Below are 15,592 nucleotides of genomic sequence, written 5' to 3' on the forward strand. Positions count from 1 at the left end.
GTCGACTTCACAAAGGGTAAGAGATGAGCGACGAGCTCCGCAGCAAAGCGTATTTCGACGAGCGCGCCACGCAAGAGATGGCGCAACACCTCAAAGGCCAGGATCGGTCCTTGAATGAAACCCTGGCCTACGCCTGTCGCATCCTGGCGATGACGGGGCAAGAAGCGGGCTTGGCGGGGCAGATCAGCGCGCGATCGGACACGCCAAATGCCTATTGGACACTACGCTTCGGCCTGGGCTTTGACGAAGCCACGCCTGACGACTTTATCGAGGTCGACCAGGACCTGAATACGATTTCCGGCACCGGCATGGCCAACCCGGCCACCCGTTTTCACCTGTGGGTGTACCGCAATCGGCCCGACGTCCAATCGATCATCCACACGCATTCGCCTTGGGCGACCACGCTGGCCACCGCGCGCCAGCCTTTGGTTGTGGCGCAGATGGACATGGCGCCGCTGTTCGACGATTGCGCCTTTCTTGGCGAATGGCCGGGCGTGCCGATTGCAGACGAAGAGGGCGTGATCATTTCGGCGGCATTGGGCCAAAAGAAGTCTATTTTGTTGGCCCATCACGGCTATCTGACCGCCGGCGTTTCGGTCGAGGAAGCCACCTATCTGTCCGTTTACCTGGAACGCGCCGCGCGCTTGCAGGTGCGCGCCCAGGCGTTCGGCCCATTGACGCCGGTGGACGCGAGGCTGGCGAAGGAAGCGCACGACTACCTGCTCAAGCGCTCCATTGTCCAAGCCACTTTCAATTACTGGTCCCGTCAGACGGACCGGCTTGCCGGCCCGAAATAAGCCGCGCCTACCTCCGCAAGGAACACCAAATGAACGACAAGAACACCCAATCCAATCAGGGTGGCAAGGGGAAGTCGCGCCAGCACGTTACGGCGGGCATTGCCAGCTTCATGGGCACCACGATCGAGTGGTATGACTACTTTTTGTACGGCACCGCCGCGGCGCTGATTTTCAACAAGATTTTCTTTCCCGCTTTCGATCCCATCACCGGGACGCTGGCCGCCTTCGCCACTTATTCGGTGGGCTTTTTTGCCCGGCCACTGGGCGGCGTCATCTTCGGGCATTTCGGCGACCGGGTCGGTCGCAAGTCCATGCTGTTGATTACGCTGTTTTTGATGGGCATACCGACCATCCTCATCGGGCTGATCCCGTCTTACGACAGCATCGGCTATTGGGCGGCCGTGTTGCTGGTCTGCATGCGATTTTTGCAGGGCATTGCCGTGGGCGGCGAATGGGGTGGGGCCGTGTTGATGGCCGTGGAACATGCGCCCGAAGGCAAGAAAGGGTTCTTTGGCAGCTTGCCGCAAGTGGGTGTGGCGCCGGGACTGATTCTGTCGTCGCTGGCGATGGCGGCGGTAGCGCAGCTGCCCGAAGAAGACATGTTGTCCTGGGGATGGCGCGTGCCCTTCGTGGCCAGCGTCGTGCTGTTGTTGGTCGGCTGGTTCATCCGGGTCAAGGTGGCGGAATCGCCCGACTTTCAGAACATGGAAAACAAGGGAGAAAAAGTCGATGTGCCCGCCAAGGTCGTGCTGAAGAAGTATCCCCGTGAAGTGTTGGCCGTTATCGGCGGGCGCCTGGCCGAAGTGACCTGGTTCTATACGGTGGTGACCTTTGCCTTGGCGTATGCGACGGGAAGCCTGGGCGTGCCCCGTGCCGTGATGCTGGACGCGACCATCTGGGGCGCGGCAGCGGCGCTGTTCACCATGCCGTTGTTCGGCATTCTTGGCGACCGCGTCGGCTATCGCTCGGTGTTCATCCTGGGGTCACTGGCCATCATCTTCTATGCGCCCACCTTTTTCACGCTGCTGCAGACCGGCCAGCCTGGCAGCATCAATTGGGCGATGATCATTGCGGTGGGCTTGATCTATGGTTGCTTGTATGGGCCGCAGGGCAGCTTGTTTTCATCGCAGTTCCCGCCGGAAGTGCGCTACAGCGGAATATCGCTTGCCGTGCAGGTGTCGGGCGCCATCGGCGGCGGCCTGGCGCCGTTGATCGCTACGTCGCTGTTGGCTTACGCCGACGGCAATCCCAAGTACATCGTCTGGTACCTGAGCATTCTTGGCGTTATCGCAGCGGCCAGCGCGCTGTTCATGCACGGACCCGAACGGTTCAACGCCCGTCAACCCATCACGACGCGCTAAGCCATGGACAAGAACATCGACTATTACTTCTGGATCAACTCCGACTGGGCCTATCTAGGCGCGCAGCGGCTGGACGCGCTGGCCGCGCGGCATGGCGTCGGCATCAACTATCGGCTTGTCGATCTGCCCGACGTCTATCGACGTACCGGCGGCGTGCTACTCGGCCAGCGGTCGCCCGAGCGGCAGGCCTATCGCATTGCCGAACTGAAGCGCTGGTGCCGGCTGTTGGAGACGCCGGTCAACCCGCAGCCGGCGTTCATGTGTCCCAACGGGGACCTGGCGTCGCGACTGGTGATCGCGGCCCTGGAAGTGCCCCAGCCCATCACACCGCTGTACACGCGGATACTGCAAGCCGAGTGGTGTGACGACGAGGACATTTCCGACCCCACGGTGTTGCGCCGCATTCTGGCCGAGCAGGGATACGCGGCGCAGGCGATCTTTGACCGGGCGGCGCAGCCGGACATCGAAGCCCGTTATAGAAAGAACACCGACGACGCGGTCGCGGCGGGCGTGTTCGGGTCGCCCAGTTATGTCTATGACGGTGAGGTCTTCTGGGGGCAGGATCGCCTGGATATGCTGGACCGCGCGATCACGCTTGAACGCGCGGGCTGACCCCGACACCGGGGCGGTCGCCCGGCAGGCCGCCGGGGGCCGCCCGCGGCCCCGGCGCGTTGCTGGCGAAGGATCAAGCCAGCGCTTGTCTCAGATCGTCCAGCAGATCGTCGATGTCTTCCAGGCCAACCGACAGCCGAACCAGCCCAGGGCTCACGCCCGGGCTCAGGCGCAGACTCGGATTGATCTTCTTGCGCGCGTCGACCATGCCCGCCGTGTGATAGATCAGCGAATCCGTGTCGCCCAGGCTGATGCCGCGCGCAATGATGTTGAGCTTGTCAATCATCGGCGCCACGCCGTCAAAGCCGGCTTTCAGTTCGAACGACACCATGCCGCTGCCGGCCGACATCTGCCGGCGGGCGATATCGCGGTCGGCAAAGTTGGGCAGGAAGGGGTAGATAACGCGGGCCACGGCCGGGTGCGCGGACAGCATCTGGGCCACCGCCAAGGCGTTTTTGCTATGGCGCTCCATGCGGATATCCAGCGTCTTCAGCCCGCGCAGCACCAGAAAGCAGGACATCGGTGACGGCGTGGCGCCGGTCAGATACTTGGCCCCGGCCGCGCGTATGGCCTCAATGGTGTCGCGACGGCCGATCGCCACCCCGCCCAGAATATCGCCATGCCCGTTGAGGTACTTGGTCAAGGAATGGATAACCAAGTCGGCCCCGTGTTCGATGGGGCGTTGAAGCGCGGGCGATGCAAACGTTGAATCCACGATCACCATGGCGCCAACGCGCTTTGCCGCCTGAGCAATACGCTGGATGTCCAGCACTTCGCAAGACGGATTGATGGGCGTCTCGAAATAGACCAGCTTGGTGGCCGGCGTGATCGCTGCCTGGGTGCCGGCCGCTGTGCTCAGATCGGCGCGCACCACTTTTACGCCGAACTTGGGCAGCCCCTCATCCATCAAGGCGCCGGCGGTGTTGTAGATGGTGTGGTGCACGACGATTTCATCACCGGCCGCAAGCAAGGTCAGCAACGTGGAGGCAATGGCACCCATGCCCGAGGCCGTCACAATGGCGGCTTCGGCGCCCTCCAGCGCCGCCAGCCGATCTTCCAGCAGCTTTTGCGTGGGATTTTGTTGGCGACCGTATACGCAGCGGTCGCTGTCGCCCGAGAACACCGCCTGAAATTGCTCGGTGGATTCAAATGCGTAGGTCGATGTCAGGAAGATGGGGGGCGACACGGCGCCTTCAAAGGCCACAGGGTCGTAGCCGTGGTGGATCGCCTTGGTGGCAAAGCCCGGCGGGCGAGTGTCTTTGGCGTGGTCTTTCATCATTGCGTCCTGGGAGATGTCCTGTCGGTTCGGTGGTTTGGTTCGATTCGATTGGATTCGGGAGCCGCCAGGCCTACCGGATCGGCCAGCCATACATGATTCCGCCCTTGCTGTAGAGCGCGTTCATGCCACGCTCCAGTTTCAGGGCGCTTGTCATTCCCAGCGTACGCTCGTAGATCTCGCCGTAGTTGCCGACCCGTTTGACGATGTTGTAGGCCCATTTGTCCTCCAGTCCCAGGTTCTTGCCCATGCCGGGAACGACGCCAAGGATTCGTTGCACGTTGGGGTTTGCGCTTTTCAGCATGTCGTCCACATTGGCCTGCGTGATGCCGTATTCCTCTGCTTCCAGCAAGGCGTTCAACGTCCAGCGCACCGTGTTGAACCACTGCTCGTCGCCTTGGCGCACCATCGGCCCAAGCGGTTCCTTGGACAGCGATTCCGGAAAGATGATGTACTCGGCATCGCTGCCCAAGTTGCGGCGCGTGGCGGCAAGCATGGATTTGTCGGCAGTGATCGCATCACATCGGCCTGCCGAGAAGGCCCGCAGGATCTCATCGAACTTGTCCAGCACCACCGGTTTGAAGGTAATGGCATTGCCTCGGAACCAGTCGGCCAGGTTCAGCTCGGTTGTCGTGCCGGGCAGAACGCAGATCGTCGCGCCATCCAGCGCTTTCGCGCTCTTGATGCCGATCGCGGTCTTGGCCATCAGCCCCTGGCTGTCGTAGTAATTGACCCCGGCGCCAATTAGCCCCAACGACGTGTCTCGCGTCATGGTCTGCGTCGTGTTGCGGGTCAGCACATCAACCTCGCCCGACTGCAACGCGGTAAAGCGGGCTTGTGTGGTCAACGGAACGATCTTGGATTTTCCTGGGTCGGCAAACATTGCCGCTGCAATCGCGCGGCAGGTGTCCACATCGATGCCTTGCCACACGCCGCGGCTGTCGGTGTAGGCGAAGCCGGGCAGATCCGTCGTGACGCCACATTGGACAAAGCCGCGCTTCTTGATGTTCTCGAACGTGGCGCCGGCGTGGGCGGCTTGCGTGCAGAGCGCGGCAAGGCTCAAGGCGCTAAGGATCGGCAGGATTCTCAAGGCAGGGCTCCCGGAGGGGGTAGGCGAGACGTCTGATCGGCGCTTCGCAGGACGCTTGTAATGTGTCGTTTATGACTCAAAGTGTCCATGCGGGTATACGCTAGCGGTTCCTCCGCTGCCGAATCCGGGGCTATTCCCGGGCGCGGGAACAGCCGCTTTGCTCCTATGAAAAGCGATAGCGGCCGCGCGTCCCGGTAATTGTCGGGCGCATTCTGGTACGGAAGAATTCGCGCAAACTGGCCCAGTTCAAACGCCTACGCGTCAGGCGTTGACGTCCACTACGACGCGCCCCTGCACCTTGCCTGCCATCAGGTCGTGCGCGGTGGCGACGGCTTCGCGCAGGGGGATGTCGCGGCTGATGCGGTCGATGATGTCGGCGGGCAAGTCCGTGGCAAGCCGGCTCCATGCCTGGATGCGTTCGGCGCGCGGGCGCGTCACGCTATTGACCCCTAACAGGCTGACGCCGCGAAGAATGAACGGTGCGACCGACGCCGGAAAGTCCAGGCCTTGCGCCATGCCGCAGGCAGCCACGGCGCCGTCTGCCTTTACGCTGGCGCACAAGTTGGCCAGTGTGTGGCTGCCGACGGAATCGACCCCGGCGGCCCAACGCTCTTTTTGCAGCGGCTTGCCGGGCGCGGAAAGGGTCGACCGGTCAATGATGTCCGCCGCGCCCAAAGCGGTCAGGTAATCGCGTTCATTGGGTCGGCCGGTAGCGGCCACGACGCGGTATCCCAGCTTGTGCAGGATGGCAATGGCGTAGCCGCCGACACCGCCATTGGCGCCGGTCACGAGGATGTCGCCGGCGTCCGGCCGGATGCCGGCCTTTTCCAGCGCGATGACGCACAGCATCGCCGTATAACCGGCGGTGCCGATGGCCATTGCCTGCCGGCTCGATATGCTGTCGGGCGCCGGTATCAGCCACTGCGCATCCACCCGCGCGAACTGGGCCAGGCCGCCCCAGTGCTGCTCTCCCACGCCCCAACCATTCAGGATGACGCGTTGTCCGGGTTTGAAATCCGCGTGGTCGCTGTGTTCAACCACCCCGGCCAAGTCGATGCCCGGCACCATCGGGAAGCTGCGTACGATCGGGCCCTGTCCCGTGATGGCCAGCGCGTCCTTGTAGTTCAAGGTGCTGTAGTCCACTTTGACCAGCACGTCCGCCTGCGGCAGGCGGCTTTGTTCCATCTGTTGAATCGACGCGCGGTAACCGCTGTCGTCTTTCTCGATCAAGATGCCATTAAACATGGAAGCTCCGTAAGAGGGGCCGGGCCGGTCGGCCGGCGTAAGCGGGATCAGCCTGGCAGACCCGCAAGAAAACCATCAAGAAAGATGTCCATGGGCGCGGCGCTGCGCATCATCTTGGCGCGCAGAACCGCGCCTTCCCAGCCAATCCAGAAGAACCGGGCAAGCGACTCGCAATCCGCTTGCGCGCCGAGGGCGCCTTGCTCTTGGGCGGCTATCAGGCAGGCCGCCACGCGCGCTTCCCACTCCTGAAGAATCCCGTTCATGGCCTGGCGGTACGGCTCCGGCAGCGCGCCCACTTCCTGGCCGAAGTTTCCAATCAGGCAGCCGCGAGCGTAGTCATGCCGCGCCATCCCTTGCTTGGCGTCGTCAACGAAATTACGCAGGCGTTGCAAGGGCGGGGTGGATGCGTCAAGCAGCCAGCGGTCAAGCTTCCTGCCGAAGTAGTCGTCGTAAGCCTGCATCACTTGAAGGCCGAAGTCTTCCTTGTTCTTGAAGTAGTGATAGAAGGAGCCTTTCGGGACGGTGGCGCGCTTGAGGATGGCGTCCAGTCCCGTGGAGGTGAATCCCCGTTCGGTCAACAACTGCATGCCGACCCGGATTAGCAGGTCGCGGGTTTCGACCAGCGCCAAGGACGCCTGGGCACGCGTTCTGCGGCCGGTTCGTGCAGGGGGTGTCGTGTTCATTGGCGCAGTATAGACCGATCGTTTCTTATTTCAAGTGCGTCGTTTGCCGCGCTATGACTCCTTGCTTGGGGTCCTGAAAATTCGGATAAAACCCTGTCTTATCGCGTAATTTATGGATTTTTTAGTTGTCGATACCACGGTCTTTGGCGGCCTTTGGACCAAATATTTTCGACGCCCCGGTAGTTTCCCTAATGACACAAAGTGTACATACGTCGATACTTTCCCCACGGTCGGTGCGTTGACGCCAAGGCCAACAAAAGGGGAAGTTCATGAAATTTGGATTGTCACGACTGTTGGCGGCGAGCTTTTGTGTGGTGGCGATGGGCTCCAGTTCCCATGTGTTGGCCGACGCGTATCCCGGCAAGCCCATTCGCCTGCTTGTCGGTTTTCCGCCCGGCGGGCCGACGGACATCATCGCGCGGTTGATCGGCAAGGGCCTGTCGGAACAACTGGGCCAGCCCGTCGTGGTCGAGAATCGCGGCGGGGCCGGTGGGGTGATCGCTGCACGGGCAGTGGCCGCGGCCGCGCCTGATGGCTACACCTTGCTGGTCAGCGTGGAATCGTCGCAGACGCGTGGGGTAGCGTTGAACAAGACGTTGCCGTACGACGCCGCCAAGGACTTCACTTACATCGGAAAAATAGCCAAACAGCGCAACCTGGTCGTCATCGATCCCAAGCTGCCGATACCCGATATCAAGGGCTTGATCGCCTACGCCAGGAAACACCCCGGCGAGCTGAATTACAGCGGAACCTACGGCGCAACGTCGCACATTGGCGGCGCCTTGTTCGATATGGACAACGGCGTAAAGATGACCTTTGTGAGCTATCCCGGGGGGGCGCAGCCAATCACTGACCTGATTGCGGGCGTCGTGCAGGTGGGTTTCTTCACCGAAGCCACGATTGCCGCGCACGTGAAGTCGGGAAGGCTGAAGGCGTTGGCCATCGCGGCGCCCGAGCGGTCGCCGGATTTCCCGGACGTGCCCACGTTGGCCGAGGCGGGCGCCCGCCCCATGGAACTGTCGCCCTGGTTCGGCCTGACCGGCCCGGCCGGCATGGACGCGGGCGTGGTTCAGCGCTTGAGCCAGGCCGTGTCGACGCTGGTGCGCAGCCCGACCTTTCAGGCGCAACTGGCAACGATCGGCGCGGTGCCGATCCCGGGCTCAACACCGCAGGCATTCCAGAAAGACGTGAACCAGGAAATCGCGTACTGGAAGACCTTCGTGGTCGACGCCAACATTCCCGTCAACTGAGCACCCTGAACGAGCACGATGATGACTGCCTCTTCCTCGACCGGCGCCAGTCTGGCCGGAAAATTAGGGTTCTTTGCCCCATTGGACGCATTGCTCAATGACGCCGAACAACGTGCCATTCAACAAGCCCGGGCCTTTTGCCACCAGCACGTAGCCGCAGCCGCCCATGCCGCCTTTACATTGGGCGAGCCGTATCCGATCACGATCCTGCATGACTGGGCCGCGCAACGCTTTCTGGCCTTGCAGGCGCCCGAATCGGCGGGGGGGCTCGGCGCGTCATTTCTGTGCAAGATCCGCTTGGCCCAAGAGGTCGCGCGACACAGCTTTGCCACGGCCTTTTCGCTGAACAACCTTCAGGGCTCCGTCACGCGGGTCGCGCGCGGGGGCAGCGCCAGGCAACAGCAGGCTTACCTTGCCGGGCTGGCAAGCGGGCAGTTGCTGGGCGCGCCGGCCTTGTCCGAACCCCAGGCGGGCAGCGATCTTTCCGCCTTGTCGATGCGCGCCGAGCGCTCTGGCCAGCGTTGGCTGCTGTCGGGCACCAAGCGTTGGGTGACCAATGGGCAGATCGTGAACCTGCCGCTGGTGATGGCCAAAGCAGTGCCGCCTGGGCAGGACGAGGGGCCGACCGCAAGCTTCCTCGTGGACCTTGGCGCGCCCGCGCCGACGTGGTCGCGCCGGGAAATCAGCACGGTGGGCGGAGCGTCGTTTCGGCTTGCGGAGATCGAACTGCGGGAACACCCCGTGCCCGACTGGGCCATGCTGGGCGCGCCTGGCGATGCGTTCAAGGCGTCGATGGCCACGATCAACGCCGCGCGTGTTCATGTGGCGGCGATGTGCACCGCAACGCTGTACTCGGCGCTGGCCGAAACCGTTGCCTATTGCGCCGACCGAACCACCTTCGGCCAGCCGCTGATCGGCCACCAGGGCTTGCGCTGGGAATTGGCCGAGGTCGCCACGCGTCTGGAAGCGGCCAACGCGCTAATGGTGCAGGCGGCCCGCCATCTCAACGACGGCAACGACGCCGTGACGGTGGCGGCCCAGGCCAAGAAGTTTGCCGTGGATACCGCCATCTGGGGAGTGGACCAGTGCCTGCGCTGCGTGGGCGCGATCGGCACCACGCCCGCGTTGCGCTTGTCGATGCATCAGGCGGAACTGCGCTTTGCCGCCTACACGGACGGCACTGGCCAGCTGTTGCTGGACCGGGTCGGAAAGAACCTGGCCAAAGATTATTGCGTGACGACGGAAGGGGAATAGACGTGAGAAACATCGTTGTGGACGGGGCCGGCGCGGCCCTATCTGGATTGCAGGACGGACACACCGTGATGGTGGGCGGCTTTGGCGGGGCGGGCCTGCCCCGGCGCCTGATCGAAGCCGTCTTGGCCGCTGGCGTGCGCGACCTGACGGTGATTTCAAACAATGCCGGCTCCGGCGCGGGCGACCTGTCGGCGTGGTTCGCGGCGAAGATCGTTCGCAAGATCATTTGCTCTTACCCCAGAAGCGCCGCGGCGTTTGCTGAGCAGTATCGAGCAGGCACGGTTGAACTGGAGTTGGTGCCGCAAGGCACGCTGGTTGAGCGGATTCGCGCGGCCGGGGCCGGGCTGGGCGGATTCCTGAGCCCCGTCGGCGTGGGTACGCTGTTCGAGCATGGCAAGCAACAGCTGGAAGTCGGCGGCAAGACCTACTTGCTGGAGCTGCCGCTGAAAGCGGATTTTGCGCTGCTGCGAGGCCGCGCCGCCGACACCATGGGCAATGTGGTCTACAACAAGACGGGCCGCAATCACCAGGCGGTCATGGCCACCGCTGCCGACACCGTCGTGGTGGAGGTGGCTGAAATTTTGGCTCCCGGCAACCTGGACCCCGAAGCCATCATCACGCCCTGCATCTTTGTAGACAGGGTTTTTCTAGCGGAGCGCGCATGAACCCCTTGACCCGAGACAGCATGGCCAGAATGGTCGCGCACAGCCTGCCGCGCAATGCCTTTGTGAATCTGGGCATCGGCGCGCCGACCCTGATTGCCGATCATCTGCCCGACGAACTGGGTGTGATTCTGCATAGCGAGAACGGCATGCTCAACCTGGGCCCCAAACCGGCCCCGGGTGAGGAAGACTTCGACCTGATCAATGCGGGAAAAAGCCCCGTCACGATCAAGACCGGCGGAGCCTTCTTTGACTCCAGCATGGCATTTGCGATGATGCGGGGCGGGCACATCGACGTGGCGGTGCTGGGCGCCTTTCAGGTGTCCGCATCTGGCGACCTGGCCAATTGGAATACCGGGAATGTTGACGGCGCGCCGCCCGCGATCGGCGGCGCCGTTGACCTGGCCGTGGGCGCCAAGCAGATCTGGGTCATGATGGATCACGTGACCAAGGACAACGTGCCCCGCCTGGTAAGGCGCTGCACCTTGCCATTGACGGCGGTGGGCGTGGTCAAGCGCGTATTCACCAACTATTGCGTCATGGCCGTGGAGCCAGATGGCCTGCGCGTCGAGGCGGTACGGCAAGGGCTGACGCCGGAAGCACTGCAAGCCATGACTGAGGCGCCGCTTCAGTTTGGCTGCCGCCTTGGGGTTATCCGCGAAGACGGCACTATGGAGCCGGCGGGCGCGTGATGCAACACAGCGCCCTTTGAGGAAGCCGGCGGCCGTTCGCCTGGAACGAATGAGCGCCTGAACGCATGAGCGCATGCGGGCGCGATCGGCCGCACGAATCTGCATACAATCCCCAGGATATCAACCCGGCCGCCCACCGCGCGGTGCCGATACCCATCCTGAAGGATTTCTACGTGGCGCTAAAACTGAAGCTTCTTCGCGTGCAGGCAGGCCTGACCTTGGAGCAGTTGGCACAGTCCTGTGGGCTGACGCGTAGCTACATATCCAAAGTCGAGCGGGGAATTTCCACGCCGTCGATCGAAACCGCGTTCAAGCTCGCCCATGCATTGGGCGTGAACGTGGACCGCTTGTTCGGCAAGTCGGAACAGCGCGACGAATTTTCCATCGTGCGCGCCAAGGATGCCGGACCCGACGAAGCCAGCGAATACCTGTCGCTGGTGGCCGGTGCCAACGGCAACCGGCTGATGCGTGCCTTTGTCATCCGGCCTGGCCAGTTCAACGGCGGGCGGGCCAAAAAGCGGATTCTGAGCCATCACGACGGCGAGGAGATCCTGTACGTGCTGGCGGGCAAGCTGGAACTGACGGTGGGCGACAGAAAGGAAATCCTGGATGTGGGCGATTGCGTCCAGTTCAATTCATCAATGCCGCACAAGCTGGTTTCCGTAGGAAAAAAAGAAGGGGTGGGGCTGATCGTGGTGACCAGCCGCGACCCCATGCTGCTTTAGCGGCACCCCTTCTGTATCAATGCATCTGCCCGTAGCGCCCGGCGTTGAAGTCCTGGATGGCTTCGACGATCTGTGCTTGCGTGTTCATCACGAAGGGGCCATAGCCCACCACGGGTTCATCGATGGGCTCGCCGCTCAAGACGAGGAACACCGCGTCGTTGTTGGCTTCAACGGTGATGTCTTCGCCGTCTTGTGAAAACAACGCCAGCTGCGCGTCGCGCGCCACGGATTCGCCGTTGATGAGCAGCGTGCCGCGCAGCACCACCAGCATGCTGTTGCGGCCCGCGGCAACCGGGAAGGTCGCGGACTTGCCCGCCTTCAGGCGCACGTCCCACACGTCCATCGGCGTGAAGGTGCGGGCCGGGCCGGCGTGGCCGTCGAAGTTGCCCGCGATGACGCGGACGCTGCCTGCCTCGTCCGGCAATGCCGCCACCGGAATGTCCGCGTTCAAGATGCCTTGATAGCCCGCCGCCGCGCCCTTGTCCTTGGCCGGCAGGTTGACCCACAGCTGCACCATTTCCAGCTCGCCGCCGGTGCGCGTGAACGCCGGGGAATGGAATTCCTCATGCAGGATGCCCGAGGCGGCCGTCATCCATTGCACGTCGCCCGGGCCGATGACGCCGCCGTTGCCGGTGGAGTCCCGATGCTCGACCTCGCCGCTGTAGACGATGGTGACGGTTTCAAAACCGCGATGGGGATGCTGGCCCACGCCGCGCGGGTGGTCGGCCGGCTCGAACTTCGCCGGGCCGGCGTAATCCAGCAGCAAGAAGGGGCTGACATTCTTGCCCTTGTCGTTGTACGAGAACATCGAGCGCACGGGGAACCCGTCGCCGACCCAGTGGGGGCGGGGGGCGGCGTGCAGGCCGAGGATCTTTTTCATGGCGTCTAATCCTATTGCGCGGCCCCTTTGGAGCCGTTCGTCATGGGGATAAAGGTTAGGGCGGAACAGGGCTTTCAGTAGTTCGGATTTTGATAAGGACTGTTCCATGAATCGGACGACCCTCGGCCTTGTCTTGTGCGGATCCTGAAGAACGGCGGCTCATTCTTAGGGCTATCAGCCAGAAGAACGAGGCGCCATTTTTTAAGAATAATCCGATTTTTAGGACGGGCTTGTCTCCCTATCGTGAAGCCCTTGCCGCCGGACGCACGACGTTGCCCGGCCCGGCTTTTCTTCTTGCCACCCGATATCCGACATCCAATACCCGACGCCCAGATCCATGACTAGCCCTCTGATTTCCCGCCTCCGTTCCCACGCCGCGCACCTGTCCGTGGCCGCCGTCGCCCTGGCCGTGGGGGTGCTGACCGGCAAGATCTGGATGCTGTGGCAGGCGCTGTCCTGACCCGGCATTGCGCCCGCCGGCGGTATCCCGCCTTGAGCCAGCCGGCGCTATCCCGCTTTCATCCGGCCGGCGTATCGCCGCTTCGGCCAGCTGGCGTATCCTGCCGCCATGAAACCTGACGAGACTCTCGCGCCCGACGGCCCCACCGACCATGTCCGGGGCTTTGCGCCGGTTGCCGCGCCCGATGCGCGGGTGTTGGTGCTGGGGTCCATGCCGGGGGTGGCTTCGTTACGCCAGGCGCGCTATTACGGCCACCCACGCAACGCGTTCTGGCCCATTGCGGCCCAGGTGCTGGGCTTTGATGCGGCGCTGGAATACCCGCAGCGGCTGCAAGCGCTGCGCGCCGCGGGCGTCGCGCTGTGGGACGTGCTGGATGCCTGCGAGCGGCCGGGCAGCCTGGATGCCGACATCCGCCACGACACCCTGGTGCCCAATGATTTCGCGGCCTTTTTCGACGCCCACCCGGCCGTCGCGCGCGTGTGTTTCAACGGGGCCAAGGCCGGGGCGCTGTATCGCCGGTACGTGCTGCCGACGTTGCCGCCGCAGGCACGCGCGCTGGACTACGTGGACCTGCCATCGACCAGCCCGGCCCATGCCGCCGCCTCGTTCGACATGAAGCTGGCAGCCTGGCGCGCCGCGCTGGCTTTGTAATCCCGGCCATCGCCAACGGGGAAAGGGTGCACGGATCTCTGTCCCCGATTTGATTCAGATCAACGGTCTATATAACTTCCGGTGATAAGGTAATAACAACAAGAAGTTACCTGTCCGGAGTTGTCCGCAATGCCCCCATCCCCCGTCTCTTCCGACCCCCCTTTGCGGGGTAAACGCGGTTTCCTCAAAGGGCTGCTCGGCCTTGGCGCCGCCGCCACCGTCATCCCCATCCACGCCGAAGCCACGGGCCTGAACGGCCAGCCGCCGCGCCGCCCCGGCATGGCGGGCAAGCGCTACGGCATGGTCGTCGACATGCGCAAGTGCATTGGCTGCCAGTCCTGCACGGTCAGCTGTTCACTGGAAAACCTGCCGCCCATCGGCCAGTTCCGCACCACCGTCCTGCAATACGAAGTGACTCCCGACGATGGCGGCCCCTGCGCCATGGTGATGCTGCCGCGCCTGTGCAACCACTGCGACAACCCGCCCTGTGTGCCGGTCTGCCCGGTGCAGGCGACGTTTCAGCGCGAAGACGGCATCGTCTTGGTGGACAACGAACGCTGCGTGGGCTGTGCCTATTGCGTGCAGGCCTGTCCGTACGACGCCCGCTTCATCAACCACGACACGCAAACCGCCGACAAGTGCACGTTCTGCGAGCACCGGCTGGAAGCCGGGCTGCTGCCGGCCTGCGTGGAAAGCTGCGTGGGCGGCGCGCGCGTCATCGGCGACATGAACGACCCGGACAGCGCCATCTCGAAGCTGCTGGTGGAGCACAAGGCCGACATCAAGGTGCTGAAACCTGAAATGAAGACCGACCCCCACGTCTACTACATCGGCTTGCCCGATGCGTTCGTCCACCAGGTCGACGGCCAGGCCGGCGTGCGCCTGGCCGGCGGGCATTGAGCCATCAAAGGGGACTTTCATGCAGATCTCGGAATTGCTCACGCCGGTTTACGACGCCGCCTGGCTGCCTTGGGCCGTGCAGTATTTCTTTCTAATCGGCATCGCGGCCACCACGGCGTTGACCGCCGCCTTCGCCGCTTTCGGCCAGGCGGGGTCGCCGTTGCGCCGTTTGTTGCCGGCCGCCGTGGCCGTGCTGCTGGTCAGCGCCATCGCGGCGCCTGTTTCTCTGCTGGCCGACTTGCATCAGCCCGGCCGATTCTGGCACTTCTATGCGCACCTGACGCCCTGGTCGTGGATGTGGCTGGGCGCCTTGTTGCTGCCTGTATTCGTCGGCCTGTCGGTGCTGTTTTGCGCGGCGTGGTGGTGGGGGCGCATCGGTTGGCTGCGCGTGTTGGCGGTCGGGCTGGCGCTGTCGGCCGCGTCCATCCTGGTCTACACCGGCGCCGAAGTCATGGTGCTGCGGTCGCGGCCCCTGTGGCACACGGCGTTCCTGCCCGTGAACTTCGCGTTGACGGCCTGGCTGGGCGCGTTGGGCGCCATGTTCCTGGTGGGCCGCTGGTTGCCCGGCGGCATGAAGGCCTTGCCGGTGGAGACGTTGCGCGGGCTGAGCTTGTCCGCCGTGATTTTGATGGCGGTGGGCGCGGGCGCCTGGGCGGGCTTGGGCCTGTTGGGCGCCGACCCGTCGTTTGACGCGGCGTTGCGGCTGTTCGCCGACTTTCCCATCTGGCGCATCAGCCTGGCGGGCGCGGTCATCACGGGCCTTTGCATGATTGCGTTGTTGCAACGGCCGGCCCAAGCGCTTGCCGCACCGCTGCCCTCGGCCACGTTGGCGCTGATGATGCTGGGCGCCGCCTGGATCTTCCGCTGGGTGGTCTTCATGAGCGTGCAGGGCGTGCCCAAGTATGGCGCGGGCCTGTATCTGTATGACATGCCGTGGGGCAGCGATGGGCTGCTGGGCATGGTTGGGGTGCTGGGGCTGTGCGTGGCGCTGATCACGGCGGTGACCTGGGCCCTGGAAAGCTACCCGGCGCGCAAGCGCGGCTTGGCGGGCTGA

Annotated in this window: 17 protein-coding genes; 12 read left to right on the forward strand and 5 right to left on the reverse strand. The window is 63.6% G+C overall.

The features are described 5' to 3' along the window. Positions 1 to 23: 23 nt before the first annotated feature. From YH64_RS12525 to YH64_RS12535, 3 genes are read left to right on the forward strand one after another with little or no spacing between them, the layout of a single operon-like run. Positions 24 to 797 carry an aldolase gene (locus YH64_RS12525; protein WP_046804558.1) on the forward strand — a complete coding sequence of 258 codons (774 nt, stop codon included), beginning with the start codon at positions 24 to 26 and terminating at the stop codon, positions 795 to 797. A 29-nt stretch (positions 798 to 826) separates the two neighbouring features. Then, positions 827 to 2,158, forward strand: coding sequence for an MFS transporter (locus YH64_RS12530; RefSeq protein WP_046804559.1), 1,332 nt, complete (start codon positions 827 to 829; stop codon positions 2,156 to 2,158). 3 nt (positions 2,159 to 2,161) lie between these two features. After that, positions 2,162 to 2,770, forward strand: coding sequence for a 2-hydroxychromene-2-carboxylate isomerase (locus YH64_RS12535; RefSeq protein ID WP_046804560.1), 609 nt, complete (start codon positions 2,162 to 2,164; stop codon positions 2,768 to 2,770). A 73-nt stretch (positions 2,771 to 2,843) separates the two neighbouring features. On the opposite strand, the gene YH64_RS12540 is transcribed toward YH64_RS12535, so the two are convergent. From YH64_RS12540 to YH64_RS12555, 4 genes are all read right to left on the reverse strand, one after another. Continuing rightward, positions 2,844 to 4,046, reverse strand: a complete 1,203-nt coding sequence (locus YH64_RS12540; RefSeq protein WP_046804639.1) for a PLP-dependent aspartate aminotransferase family protein — start codon at positions 4,044 to 4,046, stop codon at positions 2,844 to 2,846. A gap of 73 nt (positions 4,047 to 4,119) precedes the next feature. Continuing rightward, a complete protein-coding gene (locus tag YH64_RS12545) occupies positions 4,120 to 5,127 on the reverse strand; it encodes an amino acid ABC transporter substrate-binding protein (RefSeq protein WP_370512741.1) in 1,008 nt (335 codons plus the stop codon). A gap of 270 nt (positions 5,128 to 5,397) precedes the next feature. After that, positions 5,398 to 6,321 (reverse strand): MDR family oxidoreductase, encoded by a 924-nt coding sequence (locus YH64_RS12550; RefSeq protein ID WP_370512742.1) that lies wholly within the window; start codon positions 6,319 to 6,321, stop codon positions 5,398 to 5,400. Between the two features lie 107 nt (positions 6,322 to 6,428). Beyond that, entirely contained in the window at positions 6,429 to 7,064 is a 636-nt protein-coding gene (locus tag YH64_RS12555) for a TetR/AcrR family transcriptional regulator (protein ID WP_082134455.1), read from the reverse strand. 269 nt (positions 7,065 to 7,333) lie between these two features. On the opposite strand from YH64_RS12555, the gene YH64_RS12560 reads away from it, so the two are divergent. From YH64_RS12560 to YH64_RS12580, 5 genes are all read left to right on the forward strand, one after another. Continuing rightward, a complete protein-coding gene (locus YH64_RS12560; protein WP_143215355.1) occupies positions 7,334 to 8,314 on the forward strand; it encodes a tripartite tricarboxylate transporter substrate binding protein in 981 nt (326 codons plus the stop codon). A 21-nt stretch (positions 8,315 to 8,335) separates the two neighbouring features. Continuing rightward, entirely contained in the window at positions 8,336 to 9,568 is a 1,233-nt protein-coding gene (locus YH64_RS12565; protein WP_046804641.1) for an acyl-CoA dehydrogenase family protein, read from the forward strand. Between the two features lie 2 nt (positions 9,569 to 9,570). After that, positions 9,571 to 10,233 carry a CoA transferase subunit A gene (locus YH64_RS12570; RefSeq protein ID WP_046804564.1) on the forward strand — a complete coding sequence of 221 codons (663 nt, stop codon included), beginning with the start codon at positions 9,571 to 9,573 and terminating at the stop codon, positions 10,231 to 10,233. After that, positions 10,230 to 10,922: a 3-oxoacid CoA-transferase subunit B gene (locus tag YH64_RS12575; RefSeq protein WP_046804565.1), complete on the forward strand. Its 693-nt coding sequence runs from the start codon at positions 10,230 to 10,232 to the stop codon at positions 10,920 to 10,922. The genes YH64_RS12570 and YH64_RS12575 overlap by 4 nt, the downstream gene beginning before the upstream one ends. A 173-nt stretch (positions 10,923 to 11,095) precedes the next feature. Continuing rightward, positions 11,096 to 11,647 carry a helix-turn-helix domain-containing protein gene (locus YH64_RS12580; protein ID WP_046804642.1) on the forward strand — a complete coding sequence of 184 codons (552 nt, stop codon included), beginning with the start codon at positions 11,096 to 11,098 and terminating at the stop codon, positions 11,645 to 11,647. Positions 11,648 to 11,663: 16 nt separating this feature from the next. Here the strand turns inward: YH64_RS12580 and YH64_RS12585 are convergent, their stop codons facing one another. Next, complete coding sequence (locus YH64_RS12585; protein ID WP_046804566.1) at positions 11,664 to 12,527, reverse strand: pirin family protein; 864 nt, start codon at positions 12,525 to 12,527, stop codon at positions 11,664 to 11,666. Positions 12,528 to 12,864: 337 nt separating this feature from the next. On the opposite strand from YH64_RS12585, the gene YH64_RS30530 reads away from it, so the two are divergent. The 4 genes from YH64_RS30530 (at position 12,865) to nrfD (ending at position 15,592) form a co-directional block, all read left to right on the forward strand. Next, a complete protein-coding gene (locus YH64_RS30530; protein ID WP_255444373.1) occupies positions 12,865 to 12,987 on the forward strand; it encodes a hypothetical protein in 123 nt (40 codons plus the stop codon). Positions 12,988 to 13,095: 108 nt separating this feature from the next. Next, positions 13,096 to 13,638 (forward strand): DNA-deoxyinosine glycosylase, encoded by a 543-nt coding sequence (locus YH64_RS12590; RefSeq protein ID WP_082134456.1) that lies wholly within the window; start codon positions 13,096 to 13,098, stop codon positions 13,636 to 13,638. A gap of 129 nt (positions 13,639 to 13,767) precedes the next feature. Further along, positions 13,768 to 14,538 (forward strand): sulfate reduction electron transfer complex DsrMKJOP subunit DsrO, encoded by a 771-nt coding sequence (gene dsrO, locus YH64_RS12595; protein WP_046804567.1) that lies wholly within the window; start codon positions 13,768 to 13,770, stop codon positions 14,536 to 14,538. 19 nt (positions 14,539 to 14,557) lie between these two features. Then, complete coding sequence (gene nrfD / locus YH64_RS12600; RefSeq protein WP_046804568.1) at positions 14,558 to 15,592, forward strand: NrfD/PsrC family molybdoenzyme membrane anchor subunit; 1,035 nt, start codon at positions 14,558 to 14,560, stop codon at positions 15,590 to 15,592.

Origin of the sequence: Achromobacter sp. LC458, assembly GCF_001005835.2 — a bacterium.
In the GTDB taxonomy this organism is placed as follows: Bacteria; Pseudomonadota; Gammaproteobacteria; order Burkholderiales; family Burkholderiaceae_B; genus Achromobacter; species Achromobacter spanius_B.